This is a genomic window from Streptomyces sp. SCPE 10, from assembly GCF_051980735.1.
In the GTDB taxonomy this organism is placed as follows: domain Bacteria; phylum Actinomycetota; class Actinomycetes; order Streptomycetales; family Streptomycetaceae; genus Streptomyces; species Streptomyces misionensis.
In genome coordinates this window covers 3,183,318-3,200,675 of record NZ_CP197069.1, presented here as the reverse complement: position 1 = coordinate 3,200,675, position 17,358 = coordinate 3,183,318, and the positions used below count along the sequence as shown (strand labels likewise).

The following is a 17,358-nucleotide window of genomic DNA, read 5'->3' as shown; positions in this document are numbered from 1 at the left end:
GCCGAGGGAGAGAGGGCCTCCGACGGACTGCGCTGCGCACACGCGGGCATGCCAGTGTCCTCTTCTCGGGGACCCATATGTCCGCCGCCGCGCAGACCAGCCGTACCCACCTCGACCCGAATCCGAGGAGCAGCTCGCAATGACGACTGTCGACAACCGACAGGACTTCAAGGTCGCCGATCTCTCGCTGGCCGAGTTCGGCCGCAAGGAGATCACCCTCGCCGAGCACGAGATGCCCGGTCTGATGGCGATCCGCAAGGAGTACGCCGAGGCCCAGCCTCTCGCCGGCGCCCGTGTCACCGGCTCTCTGCACATGACTGTGCAGACCGCGGTGCTGATCGAGACCCTGGTCGCGCTCGGCGCCAGGGTCCGCTGGGCTTCCTGCAACATCTTCTCCACCCAGGACCACGCGGCCGCCGCCATCGCCGTCGGCCCCGACGGCACGCCCGACAACCCGCGCGGCGTCCCGGTCTTCGCCTGGAAGGGGGAGACCCTGGAGGAGTACTGGTGGTGCACCGAGCAGGCGCTGACCTGGCCGGACAGCCCCACCGGCGGCCCGAACATGATCCTGGACGACGGCGGTGACGCCACCCTCCTCGTCCACAAGGGCGTCGAGTACGAGAAGGACGGCAAGGTCCCCGGCCTGGAGACCGCCGAGTCCGACGAGCACCGCGTCATCCTCCAGCTCCTGCACCGCACCCTGGGCGAGAACCCCCAGAAGTGGACCCAGCTGGCCTCCGAGATCCGTGGTGTGACGGAGGAGACCACGACGGGTGTGCACCGGCTGTACGAGATGCAGCGTGACGGTGTGCTGCTGTTCCCGGCGATCAATGTGAACGACGCGGTCACGAAGTCGAAGTTCGACAACAAGTACGGCTGCCGGCACTCGCTGGTGGACGGTATCAACCGGGCCACCGATGTGCTGATCGGTGGGAAGACCGCGGTGGTGTGCGGTTACGGCGATGTCGGCAAGGGGTGTGCGGAGTCGCTGCGCGGTCAGGGTGCGCGGGTGATCGTGACGGAGATCGACCCGATCTGCGCGCTGCAGGCGGCGATGGACGGGTACCAGGTCACGACGCTGGACGAGGTCGTGGACAAGGCCGACATCTTCGTGACGACGACGGGCAACAAGGACATCATCATGGCCTCGGACATGGCCCGGATGAAGCACCAGGCGATCGTCGGGAACATCGGTCACTTCGACAACGAGATCGACATGGCCGGTCTGGCGAAGGTCCCGGGCATCGTCAAGGACGAGGTGAAGCCGCAGGTCCACACGTGGACCTTCCCGGACGGCAAGGTGATCATCGTGCTGTCGGAGGGGCGGCTGCTGAACCTGGGCAATGCCACCGGTCACCCGTCGTTCGTGATGTCGAACTCGTTCGCGGACCAGACGCTGGCCCAGATCGAGCTGTTCACCAAGCCGGACGCGTACCCGACGGGTGTGTACGTGCTGCCCAAGCACCTGGACGAGAAGGTCGCCCGGCTCCACCTGGACGCGCTCGGTGTGAAGCTGACCAAGCTGCGCCCGGAGCAGGCCGCCTACATCGGTGTCGAGGTCGACGGCCCGTACAAGCCGGACCACTACCGCTACTGACCGCCCCCGAGCCGCTCACCGCGTCTCGGCCAGGTCCGCAGAGACAGGCCCCCGCACCCCCGTGCCGGGGGCCTGTCCCGTTGGCGCCGGTACGGCCCCCATCCACCCGCCCGGCGCTCACGCCCGGACCGGCACACGGCGGCGACCCGAGCCCGTCACGACCCAGGACCCCCATGCCCCGCGGCCGCTATTCGCTCCACGATCCGCACGACCACACCCCCCTCGGAGAAGAACACTTCCAGTGCGCCCCCGGCCCGTCCGGCTGGCGCTACGTCTCCCGGCTGACCACCCCCGCGGGGGACCACCGCGGCTCGGTCGACCTCGCACTGGACGACCTCGGCCGCCCCCTGCGCCTCGAACTCCACGCGGGCGGCTGGCAGGTGCGCGGTGCCGCCCTCGACGGCGTCACCTGGGTCCGCACGGACCCCACCGGCACCCATGCCACCGAAGGCAATGTGCGCGCCCACGCCTTCACCGGCACGTCCCCCGCGTTCCTCGTCGCCACCGCTCGTCTGCTGCGCCTCACCCCTTCCTCCGCGACCCGCGTACGACTCGTCGCCTTCACGGACCCGGTCCTCGCCCCCCGCACCGTGGACCAGTCCTGGGCACTGGTGGACAGCGAAGCACACGCCACTGACAACGGACCCCTGACCGTGGACGAATACCAGGTCACAGCCCTGGACACCGGCGAACGGCACACCGTCCACATCGCCGGCGACGTGGTGCTGGCCGCGCCCGGGATCGAGCTGGAGGACCTCGAGTCCCCGCCGTCGGCGTTCGACTGAGCGGGGCGCGCGAGGGAAGGAAGGCGCCTGCCTTACGCGGGCGGCGCGAACCCGGTGGCCGGACGCTCCTGCCGTCCGGGACCGGCCGACGGCCCGACGGATGCCCGCGGCGCCGTCGCAGGTGGCTGGTCCGTGGGCCGCGGGCCGGCCCCGGGGCCCGGCTGCCCGCCCGTCCCGGTCGCGGCCGGGTCGCCCTCCGGCACGGGACCGCCCGCGCCGAACGCCCGCCGGGTTTCCCGCGACTGCCGCTCGTGCACCACGGCGGCCAGGAAGACGGCCGGAGCGAGATCGGCGGGCGGCAGAGCCCCCGTGCACGCCGCGAGGTCGCCCGCGAGCCGCTGTGCCATGTCCCGGGACACCCCGGGTTCCAGCTGGTGCATCCGCATCAGGTACTGCCGTACGGCGAGCCACAGCCCGTCCGGTACGGCCGACAGATCCAGCCCGGCGAACCGCCCCGCGAGCTGCGGCGGCGGAGGCACGACGAGGCCGGTCCGCGCCACCGGTATCCGCTCCCGCACCACGAGGGTCCCCGCGAACACGTCCCCGAGCCGCCGCCCGCGCGCGGACACCAGGGACGCGATGCTGGCGATCGTCCCGAACGTCATCAGGATCTCGACCACACCGATCGCGCCCCGCACCAGCGCGTGCCGGAACCGGATCGGCCCGCCGTCGTCGCGCACCACCCGAAGCCCGAACGCCAGCTTCCCCAGCGAACGGCCGTGGCTCAGCGTCTCCACCGCGATCGGCCCGCCGACCGGCACCAACAGGAACGCCGCGATCCCCAGCGCGGTCTGCGCGGCGGTGTCCAGGGAGGACGTGGTCAGCACGAGCACCACGGTGACCGCGACATAGGCGATCATCGCCGTCACCACGTCGAGCAGCACCGCCAGCGCCCTGCTCGGAAGCTTCGCGGGCAGCAGTTCGAGCGCCACCGCCTCGCCCGTCACCAGCTCACTCACGCTCGCCCGTCCCTTCCCCTGGTCCACCCGTGGGCAGCAAGTCTGCCAAGCTGTGGGCGCATTGCACGCCAGTACGACAAGCTGACGGCAAGCCCGAGCAGCCACGACGAGCAGTCGGTGACCAGCCGAGGAGCAGGCAGACCCGATGGACCTGGACGTCTTCGTCTCCGCGCACCGAGCCGATTGGGACCGCCTCGACGCCCTGCTCCGCCGCCGGCGCCGCCTGGACGGCGCCGAGGTCGACGAGCTCGTCGCCCTCTACCAGCGCACTGCCACCCACCTCTCCCTCATCCAGTCCAGCGCGCCCGACCCGCAGCTGACCGGATGGCTCAGCCAACTCGTCGCCCGCGCGCGCAGCGCCGTCACCGGCGCCCGCCGCGCCTCCTGGCGTGACGTGACCCGCTTCCTGGGCCGCGGCTTCCCGGCCGCCGTCTACCGCGCGCGCCACTGGTGGGTCCCCACGGCGCTCGTCTCCACGGCCGTGGCGATCCTGCTCGGGTGGTGGATCGGAGCCCACCCGGAGGTGCAGTCGTCCATCGCCGCCCCCGACCAGCTGCGCCAGCTGACCCGCCCGGGGGGCGAGTACGAGACCTACTACTCCAGCCACCCGGCGGCCTCCTTCGCCGCCCAGGTGTGGACGAACAACGCCGAAGCGGCCGCGCTCTGCCTGGTCCTCGGCGTCTTCCTGGGCCTGCCGGTGCTGCTGATCCTCTTCGAGAACATGCTCAATCTCGGTGTCGGCTTCGGCTTGATGTCCTCGGCCGGCCGCCTCGACACGTTCCTCGGCCTGGTGCTGCCGCACGGACTGCTCGAACTGACCGCCGTGTTCGTCGCCGCCGGCACCGGCCTGCGCCTGGGCTGGACCCTCGTCGATCCAGGCCCCCGCACCCGGCGCGCCGCGCTCGCCGAGGAGGGCCGGGCCGCGGTGGGCATGGCCATCGGCCTCGCCCTGGTCCTGTTCGTCTCCGGTGCCATCGAAGGCTTCGTCACCCCGTCGGGGCTGCCGACCTGGGCCCGCATCGGCATCGGTGTCGTGGCCGAGCTGGCGTTCCTGACGTACGTCTTCGTGCTCGGCGGCCGCGCGGTCCGTGAGGGCGAGACGGGTGATCTCGACGCCGCGGATCGCAGTTCCTCCGTGCCCACGGCCGCCTGATGTGCGTTCGACCCCTGTGAGCTGCTAGTCTCCTCTTCGCCCCGCAAGAGCCGTTGACACGGCAGGCGTGGGGAGGTAGATTCAAACAGTTGCCTAGAACTGGACAGGTTCGATGGGCGGCCGTTAGACTCTACTGGCTTCCAAGAAGTCGCTATCGACATTCAAAAGAAGCATCCTCTCCGATTACTCAGAAATGAGCGGCTGGTCAGACCGGCCGAGAACTTCTGATAAAGTCGGAACCGCCGGAAAGGGAAACGCGGAAGCGGGAACCTGGAAAGCACCGAGGAAATCGGGTCGAGAAAAGATCTGATAGAGTCGGAAACACCGAAGGGAAGCGCCCGGAGGAAAGCCCGAGAGGGTGAGTACAAAGGAAGCGACCGTTCCTTGAGAACTCAACAGCGTGCCAAAAGTCAACGCCAGATATGTTGATACCCCGTCCATCGGATCACCGATGGTCGAGGTTCCTTTGAAAAAACACAGCGAGGACGCTGAGGACGATCGGACTATTCCTCCGGTCGTTCCGCTCCCGTGTGTGCCAACCGGATTACCGGTAAACATTCACGGAGAGTTTGATCCTGGCTCAGGACGAACGCTGGCGGCGTGCTTAACACATGCAAGTCGAACGATGAAGCCCTTCGGGGTGGATTAGTGGCGAACGGGTGAGTAACACGTGGGCAATCTGCCCTGCACTCTGGGACAAGCCCTGGAAACGGGGTCTAATACCGGATATGACCGTCTTGGGCATCCTTGATGGTGTAAAGCTCCGGCGGTGCAGGATGAGCCCGCGGCCTATCAGCTTGTTGGTGAGGTAATGGCTCACCAAGGCGACGACGGGTAGCCGGCCTGAGAGGGCGACCGGCCACACTGGGACTGAGACACGGCCCAGACTCCTACGGGAGGCAGCAGTGGGGAATATTGCACAATGGGCGAAAGCCTGATGCAGCGACGCCGCGTGAGGGATGACGGCCTTCGGGTTGTAAACCTCTTTCAGCAGGGAAGAAGCGAGAGTGACGGTACCTGCAGAAGAAGCGCCGGCTAACTACGTGCCAGCAGCCGCGGTAATACGTAGGGCGCAAGCGTTGTCCGGAATTATTGGGCGTAAAGAGCTCGTAGGCGGCTTGTCACGTCGGTTGTGAAAGCCCGGGGCTTAACCCCGGGTCTGCAGTCGATACGGGCAGGCTAGAGTTCGGTAGGGGAGATCGGAATTCCTGGTGTAGCGGTGAAATGCGCAGATATCAGGAGGAACACCGGTGGCGAAGGCGGATCTCTGGGCCGATACTGACGCTGAGGAGCGAAAGCGTGGGGAGCGAACAGGATTAGATACCCTGGTAGTCCACGCCGTAAACGGTGGGCACTAGGTGTGGGCAACATTCCACGTTGTCCGTGCCGCAGCTAACGCATTAAGTGCCCCGCCTGGGGAGTACGGCCGCAAGGCTAAAACTCAAAGGAATTGACGGGGGCCCGCACAAGCGGCGGAGCATGTGGCTTAATTCGACGCAACGCGAAGAACCTTACCAAGGCTTGACATACACCGGAAAGCATTAGAGATAGTGCCCCCCTTGTGGTCGGTGTACAGGTGGTGCATGGCTGTCGTCAGCTCGTGTCGTGAGATGTTGGGTTAAGTCCCGCAACGAGCGCAACCCTTGTCCCGTGTTGCCAGCAGGCCCTTGTGGTGCTGGGGACTCACGGGAGACCGCCGGGGTCAACTCGGAGGAAGGTGGGGACGACGTCAAGTCATCATGCCCCTTATGTCTTGGGCTGCACACGTGCTACAATGGCCGGTACAATGAGCTGCGATACCGTGAGGTGGAGCGAATCTCAAAAAGCCGGTCTCAGTTCGGATTGGGGTCTGCAACTCGACCCCATGAAGTCGGAGTCGCTAGTAATCGCAGATCAGCATTGCTGCGGTGAATACGTTCCCGGGCCTTGTACACACCGCCCGTCACGTCACGAAAGTCGGTAACACCCGAAGCCGGTGGCCCAACCCCTTGTGGGAGGGAGCTGTCGAAGGTGGGACTGGCGATTGGGACGAAGTCGTAACAAGGTAGCCGTACCGGAAGGTGCGGCTGGATCACCTCCTTTCTAAGGAGCACTTCTTACCGGGCTTGCCTGGTCAGAGGCCAGTACATCAGCGAATGTCTGATGCTGGTTGCTCATGGGTGGAACGTTGACTACTCGGCACGGTTCAGGATGGACCAGGCGTTAGTACTGCTCTTCGGGGCGTGGAACGCTGATCTGGTTGGCTGATCGTGTCGGGCACGCTGTTGGGTGTCTGAGGGAATGATCTTCTCCTCAGTCGCCGGCCCCAGTGCACTCACCGGCTTTGCTGGTGGGGTGATGGGTGGCTGGTCGTTGTTTGAGAACTGCACAGTGGACGCGAGCATCTGTGGCCAAGTTTTTAAGGGCGCACGGTGGATGCCTTGGCACCAGGAACCGATGAAGGACGTGGGAGGCCGCGATAGTCCCCGGGGAGTCGTCAACCAGGCTTTGATCCGGGGGTTTCCGAATGGGGAAACCCGGCAGTCGTCATGGGCTGTCACCCGCTGCTGAACACATAGGCAGTGTGGAGGGAACGAGGGGAAGTGAAACATCTCAGTACCCTCAGAGAAAACAACCGTGATTCCGGGAGTAGTGGCGAGCGAAACCGGATGAGGCCAAACCGTATGCGTGTGAGACCCGGCAGGGGTTGCGTGTGCGGGGTTGTGGGATCTCTCTTCTACGGTCTGCCGGCCGTAGGGCGAGTTAGAAACCGTTGATGTAGGCGAAGGACATGCGAAAGGTCCGGCGTAGAGGGTAAGACCCCCGTAGTCGAAATGTCAGCGGCTTGCTTGAGAGACACCCAAGTAGCACGGGGCCCGAGAAATCCCGTGTGAATCTGGCGGGACCACCCGCTAAGCCTAAATATTCCCTGGTGACCGATAGCGGATAGTACCGTGAGGGAATGGTGAAAAGTACCCCGGGAGGGGAGTGAAATAGTACCTGAAACCGTGTGCCTACAAGCCGTGGGAGCGTCGGAATGTGCTTGCACATTCTCGTGACTGCGTGCCTTTTGAAGAATGAGCCTGCGAGTTTGCGGTGTGTTGCGAGGTTAACCCGGGTGGGGAAGCCGTAGCGAAAGCGAGTCCGAATAGGGCGTTTTTAGTAGCACGCTCAAGACCCGAAGCGGAGTGATCTAGCCATGGGCAGGTTGAAGCGGAGGTAAGACTTCGTGGAGGACCGAACCCACCAGGGTTGAAAACCTGGGGGATGACCTGTGGTTAGGGGTGAAAGGCCAATCAAACTCCGTGATAGCTGGTTCTCCCCGAAATGCATTTAGGTGCAGCGTCGTGTGTTTCTTGCCGGAGGTAGAGCACTGGATAGGCGATGGGCCCTACCGGGTTACTGACCTTAGCCAAACTCCGAATGCCGGTAAGTGAGAGCGCGGCAGTGAGACTGTGGGGGATAAGCTCCATGGTCGAGAGGGAAACAGCCCAGAGCATCGACTAAGGCCCCTAAGCGTACGCTAAGTGGGAAAGGATGTGGAGTCGCACAGACAACCAGGAGGTTGGCTTAGAAGCAGCCACCCTTGAAAGAGTGCGTAATAGCTCACTGGTCTAGTGATTCCGCGCCGACAATGTAGCGGGGCTCAAGCGTACCGCCGAAGTCGTGTCATTGCAGCATTAGGGCCAACGCCTGCTGTGATGGGTAGGGGAGCGTCGTCTGCCGGGTGAAGCAGCACCGGAAGGTAGTTGTGGACGGTTGACGAGTGAGAATGCAGGCATGAGTAGCGATTCACACGTGAGAAACGTGTGCGCCGATTGACTAAGGGTTCCTGGGTCAAGCTGATCTGCCCAGGGTAAGTCGGGACCTAAGGCGAGGCCGACAGGCGTAGTCGATGGATAACCGGTTGATATTCCGGTACCCGCTGTGAAGCGTCAAACATCGAGCATCGTGATGCTAAGGCCGTGAAGCCGCCCCGGAGCCTTCGGGCAAAGGGGAGTGGTGGAGCCGCTGAACCAAGCGGTTAGTAGGTGAGTGATGGGGTGACGCAGGAAGGTAGTCCATCCCGGGCGGTGGTTGTCCCGGGGTAAGGGTGTAGGCCGCAAGGTAGGCAAATCCGCCTTGCATACGGCTGAGACCTGATGCCGAGCCGATTGTGGTGAAGTGGATGATCCTATGCTGTCGAGAAAAGCCTCTAGCGAGTTTCATGGCGGCCCGTACCCTAAACCGACTCAGGTGGTCAGGTAGAGAATACCGAGGCGTTCGGGTGAACTATGGTTAAGGAACTCGGCAAAATGCCCCCGTAACTTCGGGAGAAGGGGGGCCACACCTGGTGATGATCTTTACGGTCTGAGCTGGGGGTGGCCGCAGAGACCAGCGAGAAGCGACTGTTTACTAAAAACACAGGTCCGTGCGAAGCCGTAAGGCGATGTATACGGACTGACGCCTGCCCGGTGCTGGAACGTTAAGGGGACCGGTTAGCTCCACTTCGGTGGGGCGAAGCTGAGAACTTAAGCGCCAGTAAACGGCGGTGGTAACTATAACCATCCTAAGGTAGCGAAATTCCTTGTCGGGTAAGTTCCGACCTGCACGAATGGCGTAACGACTTCTCGACTGTCTCAACCATAGGCCCGGTGAAATTGCACTACGAGTAAAGATGCTCGTTTCGCGCAGCAGGACGGAAAGACCCCGGGACCTTTACTACAGTTTGATATTGGTGTTCGGTTCGGCTTGTGTAGGATAGCTGGGAGACTGTGAAGCGGCCACGCCAGTGGTTGTGGAGTCGTCGTTGAAATACCAGTCTGGTCGTGCTGGATGTCTAACCTGGGTCCGTGATCCGGATCAGGGACAGTGTCTGATGGGTAGTTTAACTGGGGCGGTTGCCTCCTAAAGGGTAACGGAGGCGCCCAAAGGTTCCCTCAGCCTGGTTGGCAATCAGGTGTTGAGTGTAAGTGCACAAGGGAGCTTGACTGTGAGACCGACGGGTCGAGCAGGGACGAAAGTCGGGACTAGTGATCCGGCGGTGGCTTGTGGAAGCGCCGTCGCTCAACGGATAAAAGGTACCCCGGGGATAACAGGCTGATCTTCCCCAAGAGTCCATATCGACGGGATGGTTTGGCACCTCGATGTCGGCTCGTCGCATCCTGGGGCTGGAGTCGGTCCCAAGGGTTGGGCTGTTCGCCCATTAAAGCGGTACGCGAGCTGGGTTTAGAACGTCGTGAGACAGTTCGGTCCCTATCCGCTGTGCGCGTAGGAGTCTTGAGAAGGGCTGTCCCTAGTACGAGAGGACCGGGACGGACGAACCTCTGGTGTGCCAGTTGTTCTGCCAAGGGCATGGCTGGTTGGCTACGTTCGGGAGGGATAACCGCTGAAAGCATCTAAGCGGGAAGCCTGCTTCGAGATGAGGACTCCCACCCACTTGATGGGGTAAGGCTCCCAGTAGACGACTGGGTTGATAGGCCGGATCTGGAAGCCAGGTAACTGGTGGAGGTGACCGGTACTAATAGGCCGAGGGCTTGTCCTCAGTTGCTCGCGTCCACTGTGTTGGTTCTGAAACCACGAACAACCATTGTGCTGGTTGTCAGTTTCATAGTGTTTCGGTGGTTATAGCGTGAGGGAAACGCCCGGTTACATTCCGAACCCGGAAGCTAAGCCTCACAGCGCCGATGGTACTGCAGGGGGGACCCTGTGGGAGAGTAGGACGCCGCCGAACAATTTTTGAGGGGAACCCCCGCACTTTTGGTGCGGGGGTTTTCCGCGTTTCAGGGGCCTTTTCCGTCGATGGGGGGATGGTCGACGCCCGACGGACGGCGTCAAAAAACCACCCATGCCCCGAGGGGCGACGGGCCGGAAACACTCAGAGCCGGCCCGCCGCCTTCAGAGCCAGATAGGCGTCCGCCAAAGCGGGCGCCAGCTCCTCCGGCGTCGCGTCGACGACCGTGACACCGCGGCGACGCAGTTTGTCGGCGGTACGCCGGCGTTCGTCCTGCGCGTGGGCCGCCGCAGCGGCCTCGTACACCGCTTCCGCACTACCCCGCGCCTGAGCCATCCGAGCGATGTGCGGGTCCGCCACCGCCGCGACCACGACCGTGTGCCGCTGTGTCAGCCGAGACAGCACCGGAAGCAGGCCCTGCTCCACCGGCGCCGCGTCCAACGTCGTCAGCAACACCACCAGGGAGCGCCGCGGCGCCGTACGCAGCGCCATGGAAGTGAGACCGCGGCTGTCGGTCTCCACGATCTCCGGTTCGAGCGTGGCCATCGCCCCCACGAGCGACGGCAGCAGCTCACCCGCGGACCTGCCCTGCACCAGGGCCCGTACCCGGCGGTCGTAGGCGAGGAGATCCACACGGTCACCGGCACGGGAAGCGAGGGCCGCGAGGAGAAGGGCCGCGTCCATGGCGGCGTCCAGGCGCGGGACGTCCCCCACACGCCCGGCCGAAGTGCGCCCGGTGTCCAACACGAGAAGGATGCGCCGGTCGCGCTCCGGGCGCCACGTGCGCACGGCCACCGCGGACTGCCGGGCGGTGGCCCGCCAGTCGATCGAGCGGGTGTCGTCACCGGGCACGTACTCCCGGAGACTGTCGAACTCCGTGCCCTCACCACGCGTCAGGACGCTGGTGCGACCGTCGAGTTCACGCAATCGAGCGAGTTTCGACGGAAGATGCTTCCGGCTCGTGAACGGGGGCAGAACCCGTACAGACCAGGGCACCCGATGGGCGCCCTGGCGGGAGAACAGCCCGAGGGGACCGTAGGAGCGGATCGTCACGCGATCGGCCTCGCGGTCGCCCCGGCGGGTGGGGCGCAGCCGGGTCGTCACCCGCCGGCGCTCGCCCGGGGGCACGGTCAGGCGGTGCCGGGACGACTCGACCTCCGTCCCGGGCAGCCAACTGCTGGGCGGCCAGCCGTCCCGCAGCCGCGCCCGCAGAAGGCGGCGCGACGGGTTGGTGACGGTGAGCGTGACATCGGCGCCTTCCCCGAGGCGAGCGGTGGTGTCGCCGGAACGCGTGAGCACCAGACGGCGTACCGGCGCGGCCAGCGCGAAGTCGCAGGCGCAGGCCAGGGCCAACGGGCCGTTGACCGCGAGGATGCCCGCCCAGCCGGGTTCCAGGATGCCGACGGGGATGGAGCCGAGGGCCGCCAAGAGGGCGGCGCGTCCGGTGAGGGCCATCAGCGCGGGACCGGGACGTGGGCGAGGACGGCGTCGATAACGGAGTCGGCCGTCACCCCTTCCATCTCCGCCTCCGGGCGGAGCTGGACGCGGTGGCGCAAGGTCGGCAGGGCGAGAGCCTTCACGTCGTCGGGGATCACGTAGTCCCGACCCGTCAGCCAGGCCCAGGCCCGAGCGGTCGACAGGAGAGCGGTGGCCCCACGGGGGGACACACCCATGGTGAGCGAGGGGGATTCACGAGTGGCACGGCAGATATCCACGACATAGGCCGTGATCTCCGGAGAGACGGTCGTGCCGGCGACCGCGGCACGGGCCGCCTCCAGGTCGGCGGCGCCCGCGACCGGGCGTATGCCCGCCGCCCGCAGATCACGGGGGTTGAAGCCCGAGGCGTGGCGGGTGAGGACGTCGATCTCGTCCTGGCGGGACGGCAGCGGCACCGTCAGCTTGAGCAGGAACCGGTCCAGCTGGGCTTCCGGCAGCGGGTAGGTGCCCTCGTACTCGACCGGGTTCTGGGTCGCGGCGACCAGGAACGGCTCGGGGAGCGGGCGAGGCGTGCCGTCGACCGTGACCTGCCGTTCCTCCATGGCCTCCAGGAGAGAGGACTGGGTCTTGGGCGGGGTGCGGTTGATCTCGTCCGCGAGCAGCAGGTTGGTGAAGACCGGGCCGGGCTGAAAGGAGAACTCGGCGGTACGGGTGTCGTAGACGAGAGAGCCGGTGACATCGCTCGGCATCAGATCGGGGGTGAACTGGACACGCTTGGTGTCGAGTTCCAGAGCCGACGCGAGGGCCCGGACGAGCAGGGTCTTGGCCACGCCGGGGACGCCTTCGAGCAGGACGTGCCCGCGGCACAGCAGGGCGACGACGAGACCGGTCACGGTGGGGTCCTGGCCGACCACGGCTTTGGCGATCTCGGCGCGCAGGGCTTCCAGGGCGGCGCGGGGATCGGCCGCGGCCTCGGTCCCCGCGGCGATGTCGGTGGTCGGGTCCATCATGAACGGCGTACCTCTCTTTCGAGGGCGTCGAGTTGGTCGGTCAGTGTGATCAGGGCCGTGTCGTCGCCGGGCGGCGGCCCGAACAGCAGGGAGCGCAGATCCTGCCCTTCGCCGGTGAGGCGGGCGGACAGGGCGGGGAGCAGGGCCTCGGGCGTGTGCGCCTGGGCGGCGGGGAGCCCGACGAGAGGGGCGAGGCGGGTGCGGGTGGCGGAACGGAGAGCGGCGGCCGCACGGTCGCGGGCGTTGGCCTTGCGGTAGAGGCGGGCGCGGCCCTCGGTGGTCTCCGAGGCCCGGACGGCGACGGGAAGGCGTTCGGGCACGAGAGGCCCGAAGCGGCGTCCGCGCCAGAAGGCGGCGAGGACGGCCGCGATGAAGAGCTGGAGGGTCGCCCACAGCCAGCCCGAGGGGAGCAGGTCCAGGAAGCTCTCGCCGTCGGCGTTGTCCGCGGCGGAGTCGTCGGAGAGCGAGGGGAGGTACCAGACCAGATGGGGGCGGGAGCCGAGGAGCTGCAGGGCGAGCGACGCATTGCCCTGCTTGTCGAGGCGGTCGTTGTAGAGGATGTCGGGCGCGCCGAGGACGACGGTGTCGCCCCCGGACGCCGCGGGGAGCCGCAGCAGCGTGGCGAGCCGGTCACTGGGGTAGCAGGCCTGGGCGCCGCTCCGGGTGGTGGTGTAGCGGTTGCCCCCGGTGTCGGCGCTGCCCGCGCGGCGGGCCTCGGGCAGGGCGCAGTCGGGGGCCAGAGTGGTGTCGAGGCTGTCGGCGGGGTCGGCGACGACCCCGGGCGCGAGCCGTTCGACGGACCAGCTGCTCGCGGCGACGAGGATCGTGCGCCCGCCGGAGCCCGCGGTCGCCCGGTGCAGCGCGGTCTGCTGGCCACGAGTGAGCAGGTCGGGGACGGCGACCAGGAGGGTGGTGTCGGGGCCGGCGGCGGCGCGGGCCGCGTCGAGGGTGCCGACCACACGCGTGGTGACCCCGCGTTCGGCCAGCAGTTCGGCGACGGCGCGGCTGCCGGTGGGGTCGGCGGAGCGCGGGTCCAGTGCCCCGTGCCGCTCGGTGGAGCGCACGGCGGCCAGGACGACGGCCCCGGCGAGGAGCAGCACCACGGCGAGGGCGATCCCTCGGGTGCGGGTCCACACGGCGCGGGCCGTGGGCGCGGTGGAGGTGGCCGGCGGCGCGGCTGCGGTGGTCACTCGGCGGCCCCCTGGCTGGTGCTGCGGGCCGGGCCGGCCGCGCTGTCGGCGTGGGCGGGCCTGGTGCGTTCCAGGTCGCGGTCGAGCTCGGCCAGGCGGCGGTACGACTGCTCGCTCCCACCGCGTCCGCCGTACGTCACGTCGTCGAACTCGCGGGCGGCGGCGCGCAGCCGGTCGAGGTGCGCGGGCAGGGCGCGGCCGGCCTCGGCGGCCGCCTCGTCGGCGGTCCGGCCCGGACGCGCGTCGAGCACGGCGCGCTCCTCCAAGGCGCGGACGACGGCCCGCATGCGTTCCTGGACGGCCTGGCTCCAGTGGCCCTGGGCCGCGTGCGCCTCGCTCGCGGCGCGGTGCTCGGCGGCGCTGCGCGGGCCGTCGTCGAACAGGACCGCCGCGGACCGGGGCGCGCGGCGGCCGGGGGTGCCCAGGCGCCACCACAGGGCGGCCAGGACGGCGACGACGAACAGCACGACGACCCACAGGCCGACCGAGCCGCCGGGGGCCAGGGGGGCGGCCGAGTCGAACAGCCCGTGGAGCCAGTTCCACAGCGCCCTCAGGGCGCGTGCGACCAGGCCGGGGTCGTTCTCGTGGTACATGCGCTTGGCCAGCTCGTGCCGGGCCGCCTCGCGCGCGGGGTCACGCGGATCGGTCACCGGCGGCCCGTCCCCCGCGGCCAGCACGGCGGTGCCCGGCGCGCGCAGCAGAGCGTGGACGGCCGTCGCCACGGCGGCGAGCCGGCCCGGCGCCGTGGCGATTCCCCCCGTGAAGATCACCCCGTCAGCTCCCCGGGACGGGGCCGGGGGCGCCGGCGGGGGCGCCCTGGGCACCGGCGGCGCGGGCCAGTTCCAGGTCGAGGCCCTCGCGGCGGATGCGCTGGTCGACGTAGAGGAGCACGGTGACTCCGGCGGAGATCGGCAGCGTGATGGTGGTGCCGATCACCGCGCCGATCCCGCTGATCAGCAGGAACGTCCAGCCGACGTGCGCCCCGTTCTCGCCGAGGAAGCCGGCCAGGCTGTCGCCGCCGCCCGCGATCATCGCGGCGACGGTGAACGGGATCGAGATGACGACCTTGGCGATGCCGACGATGAGCCCGGCGAGCAACTGGATGCCGAGGATCCGCCACCAGGAGCCCTGCACCAGCTTGGTGGAGCGGCGCAGCGACTGCACGATGCCCTGGCGCTCCAGCATCAGCGCGGGCGCGGCCAGCGAGAAACGCACCGTCAGCCAGATGACCACGACGAACGCGGCGAGCAGGCCGAGGACCAGGAGGGTGATGCCGACGTTCTCGTTGCCGACGAGGAAGCCGATGATGCCGGGCACCGCGCCGCCCAGCATGACGCCGACGCCGATGAGTCCGAGCAGGAGCAGCTGGCCGAACAGCTTCCACACCTGCGGGCGGGCTTCCCGCCAGGCCTCACCCGGGCCGACCGGCCGGCCGAGGACGGCGCGGCTGGTCACGCTCGTCAGCATCGCGGTGGCGATGAGCGTCCCGATCAGGGTGATCAGGGACAGGGCGAAGGTGCCGAGGAGGGACTCGCCCATGACACGGAAGGCGTCGGCGGCCGAGGCGCTCGGATCGCTCAGGGTGTCCTGGGCGGCGGTGTTGTTCAGGAAGTAGCGCTGCAGGAGGATCGTGGCGATCTCCGTGACCACGGCGAGCGTCAGGGATATGCCGAGGACCGTGCGCCAGTGGGTGCGCAGGGTGGAGACGGCGCCGTCGAGGATCTCGCCGACGCCGAGCGGGCGCAGCGGGATGACACCGGGCTTGGCCGCGGGCGGGGCCCAGCCACCGCCCCAGGCTCCGTAACCACCGGGGACGCCGTAGCCGCCGTACCCGCCGCCGTAACCCCCGGGACCGCCGGGGGGCGCTCCGTAGCCGCCGGGCACGCCGGACCCGGGGCCCGCCCAGCCGGGGCCGGGCGGCGGGGGCGGTGGGGTCTGGCCGGGGCCCGGGGCTCCGGTGGGCGCGGACCACTGGCCGGCCGCCGGCTGCTCCTTGGACCACTGCGCGCCTGGGCCCTGCGGCTGCGCGCCCGGCTGCGGCGCGGGCGCGCCGGAACCGGTTCCGGGCTGGTCGGCCGGGTCGGACGCGCCGGGCTCCCGTCCCTCGGGCGTCGGGTCGGATCCGGGCGAGGCCCAGCCCGGAGTGTCAGTCATCGATGCTCCTTCTCGGTGCCCGTCCGCGGTCGCGGCGGCAGGTTGGCAGACATCGTGCCATGGGTCGGTCAAGGCCGGAGCGGGCGAGGTGACGGCTGGATGCCTTCAGTTGCCCGCGGTCTCCGGGGCAGACTGACCGCATGGCTGATCATCAGGCACGAAGCGGCGGGGACGAACGGCCGTCCGGAATACCGGCGATCCGATGGGAGGAACCACCCGAAGGTCCCGTACTGGTCCTGCTCGACCAGACGAGGCTTCCCGTGGAAGAGGTCGAGTTGGTGTGCACGGACGCACCGGCGCTGGTGGAGGCGATCCGTTCGCTCGCCGTGCGCGGGGCGCCGCTGCTCGGGATCGCGGGGGCGTACGGCGTCGCGCTCGCCGCCGCGCGCGGCTTCGACGTGCCCGAGGCGGCACAGGCGCTGGAGGGCGCCCGGCCGACCGCGGTGAACCTGTCCGTCGGGGTGCGCCGGGCCCTGGCCGTGTACGAGGCCGAGCTGGCCGGGAGCGGTGAGCCGGCCGCGGCGGCGGAGGCGGCGCTGGCCGCGGCGCGGGCGCTGCACCGGCAGGACGCCGAGGCCAGCGCCCGGATGGCGGCTCACGGTCTGGCGCTGCTGGGCGAGCTGCTGCCCGGCGGCGGTCACCGGATCCTGACCCACTGCAACACCGGGGCGCTGGTCTCGGGCGGTGAGGGCACGGCCTTCGCGGTGGCGCTCGCGGCGCATCGGGAGGGGCGGCTGCGGCGGCTGTGGGTGGACGAGACGCGTCCACTGCTCCAGGGGGCGCGGCTGACGGCGTACGAGGCGGCCCGCAACGGGATGGCGTACACCCTGCTCACCGACAACGCGGCGGGTTCCCTGTTCGCGGCCGGTGAGGTGGACGCGGTGCTGATCGGGGCGGACCGGATCGCGGCGGACGGCTCGGTGGCGAACAAGGTGGGGAGCTATCCGCTCGCCGTGCTCGCCCGCCACCACCAGGTGCCGTTCATCGTGGTGGCGCCGCTGACCACGATCGACATGGCCACCCCGGACGGAGCGGCCATCGAGGTCGAGCAGCGCGCCGGCTTCGAGGTGACCGAGGTGATGGCGCCGCAGGCGCAGGTGACCGGGGCCGGCGGCGGCATCCCGGTGGCGCCGCTGGGCACGCAGGCGTACAACCCGGCGTTCGATGTGACGCCGCCCGAGCTGGTGACGGCCATCGTCACCGAGGAGGGCGTCGTATCACCCGTGACCGGGGAGGCGCTCGCGGAGATGTGCGCCGCGGCGACCGGCTGAGCGGCGTGCGGCGCCGGGCCCGCCCGGCGCCGCAGTCCGCCCCGCGAGACGGCCGGGGGCAGACAGTGACGGCCCCGTACGACTATCGTCACCGGCCAGTGACCTCGCTC

General features: G+C 68.2%; 10 protein-coding genes and 3 rRNA genes. 7 read left to right on the top strand and 6 right to left on the bottom strand.

Annotated elements, in window-relative coordinates; genetic code table 11:
• Nucleotides 1–139: 139 nt before the first annotated feature.
• Both ahcY and ACSP97_RS14910 read left to right on the top strand, forming a co-directional pair.
• Entirely contained in the window at nt 140–1,597 is a 1,458-nt protein-coding gene (gene ahcY, locus ACSP97_RS14915; RefSeq protein WP_364723116.1) for an adenosylhomocysteinase, read from the top strand.
• A gap of 173 nt (nt 1,598–1,770) precedes the next feature.
• The gene (locus ACSP97_RS14910) at nt 1,771–2,382 is read left to right on the top strand and encodes a hypothetical protein (protein WP_180330775.1); all 612 of its coding nucleotides are present in this window, start codon (nt 1,771–1,773) and stop codon (nt 2,380–2,382) included.
• 32 nt (nt 2,383–2,414) lie between these two features.
• Here ACSP97_RS14910 and ACSP97_RS14905 read toward each other — a convergent pair whose 3' ends face one another.
• On the bottom strand, nt 2,415–3,341 hold the full coding sequence (locus tag ACSP97_RS14905) for an RDD family protein (RefSeq protein WP_440557881.1): 927 nt from the start codon (nt 3,339–3,341) through the stop codon (nt 2,415–2,417).
• 145 nt (nt 3,342–3,486) lie between these two features.
• Here ACSP97_RS14905 and ACSP97_RS14900 point away from each other — a divergent pair, with 145 nt between their 5' ends.
• From ACSP97_RS14900 to rrf, 4 genes are all read left to right on the top strand, one after another.
• Entirely contained in the window at nt 3,487–4,494 is a 1,008-nt protein-coding gene (locus ACSP97_RS14900) for a stage II sporulation protein M (protein WP_355155701.1), read from the top strand.
• A 557-nt stretch (nt 4,495–5,051) separates the two neighbouring features.
• Nucleotides 5,052–6,576 (top strand): 16S ribosomal RNA (locus tag ACSP97_RS14895).
• Nucleotides 6,577–6,882: 306 nt separating this feature from the next.
• A 23S ribosomal RNA gene (locus tag ACSP97_RS14890) occupies nt 6,883–9,997 on the top strand.
• A 72-nt stretch (nt 9,998–10,069) separates the two neighbouring features.
• Nucleotides 10,070–10,186: ribosomal RNA gene (rrf, locus tag ACSP97_RS14885) — 5S ribosomal RNA — on the top strand.
• The 16S, 23S and 5S rRNA genes sit together here, the layout of an rRNA operon.
• A gap of 144 nt (nt 10,187–10,330) precedes the next feature.
• Here the strand turns inward: rrf and ACSP97_RS14880 are convergent.
• Genes ACSP97_RS14880 through ACSP97_RS14860 form a run of 5 tightly spaced genes read right to left on the bottom strand, consistent with a single transcriptional unit; the run spans nt 10,331 to nt 15,977 of the window.
• Nucleotides 10,331–11,641: a DUF58 domain-containing protein gene (locus tag ACSP97_RS14880; RefSeq protein ID WP_355153606.1), complete on the bottom strand. Its 1,311-nt coding sequence runs from the start codon at nt 11,639–11,641 to the stop codon at nt 10,331–10,333.
• Nucleotides 11,641–12,630 carry an AAA family ATPase gene (locus ACSP97_RS14875; RefSeq protein ID WP_440558435.1) on the bottom strand — a complete coding sequence of 330 codons (990 nt, stop codon included), beginning with the start codon at nt 12,628–12,630 and terminating at the stop codon, nt 11,641–11,643. The genes ACSP97_RS14880 and ACSP97_RS14875 overlap by 1 nt, the downstream gene beginning before the upstream one ends.
• Nucleotides 12,630–13,823 (bottom strand): DUF4350 domain-containing protein, encoded by a 1,194-nt coding sequence (locus tag ACSP97_RS14870; protein WP_440557878.1) that lies wholly within the window; start codon nt 13,821–13,823, stop codon nt 12,630–12,632. The genes ACSP97_RS14875 and ACSP97_RS14870 overlap by 1 nt, the downstream gene beginning before the upstream one ends.
• A complete protein-coding gene (locus ACSP97_RS14865; RefSeq protein ID WP_440557876.1) occupies nt 13,820–14,593 on the bottom strand; it encodes a DUF4129 domain-containing protein in 774 nt (257 codons plus the stop codon). Before ACSP97_RS14865 ends, ACSP97_RS14870 begins: the two co-directional genes overlap by 4 nt.
• Before the next feature lie 4 nt (nt 14,594–14,597).
• Complete coding sequence (locus ACSP97_RS14860) at nt 14,598–15,977, bottom strand: hypothetical protein (protein ID WP_440557874.1); 1,380 nt, start codon at nt 15,975–15,977, stop codon at nt 14,598–14,600.
• 140 nt (nt 15,978–16,117) lie between these two features.
• On the opposite strand from ACSP97_RS14860, the gene mtnA reads away from it, so the two are divergent.
• Nucleotides 16,118–17,248 carry an S-methyl-5-thioribose-1-phosphate isomerase gene (mtnA, locus tag ACSP97_RS14855; RefSeq protein WP_440557872.1) on the top strand — a complete coding sequence of 377 codons (1,131 nt, stop codon included), beginning with the start codon at nt 16,118–16,120 and terminating at the stop codon, nt 17,246–17,248.
• Nucleotides 17,249–17,358 lie beyond the last annotated feature (110 nt).

What these genes read in the sequence shown, in the direction of transcription:
- ahcY (WP_364723116.1), top strand. Translation starts at nt 140, where the DNA reads ATGACGACTGTCGACAACCGACAGGACTTCAAGGTCGCCGATCTCTCG.
- ACSP97_RS14910 (WP_180330775.1), top strand. Translation starts at nt 1,771, where the DNA reads ATGCCCCGCGGCCGCTATTCGCTCCACGATCCGCACGACCACACCCCC.
- ACSP97_RS14900 (WP_355155701.1), top strand. Translation starts at nt 3,487, where the DNA reads ATGGACCTGGACGTCTTCGTCTCCGCGCACCGAGCCGATTGGGACCGC.
- ACSP97_RS14880 (WP_355153606.1), bottom strand. Translation starts at nt 11,641, where the DNA reads ATGGCCCTCACCGGACGCGCCGCCCTCTTGGCGGCCCTCGGCTCCATC.
- ACSP97_RS14875 (WP_440558435.1), bottom strand. Translation starts at nt 12,630, where the DNA reads ATGGACCCGACCACCGACATCGCCGCGGGGACCGAGGCCGCGGCCGAT.
- ACSP97_RS14860 (WP_440557874.1), bottom strand. Translation starts at nt 15,977, where the DNA reads ATGACTGACACTCCGGGCTGGGCCTCGCCCGGATCCGACCCGACGCCC.
- mtnA (WP_440557872.1), top strand. Translation starts at nt 16,118, where the DNA reads ATGGCTGATCATCAGGCACGAAGCGGCGGGGACGAACGGCCGTCCGGA.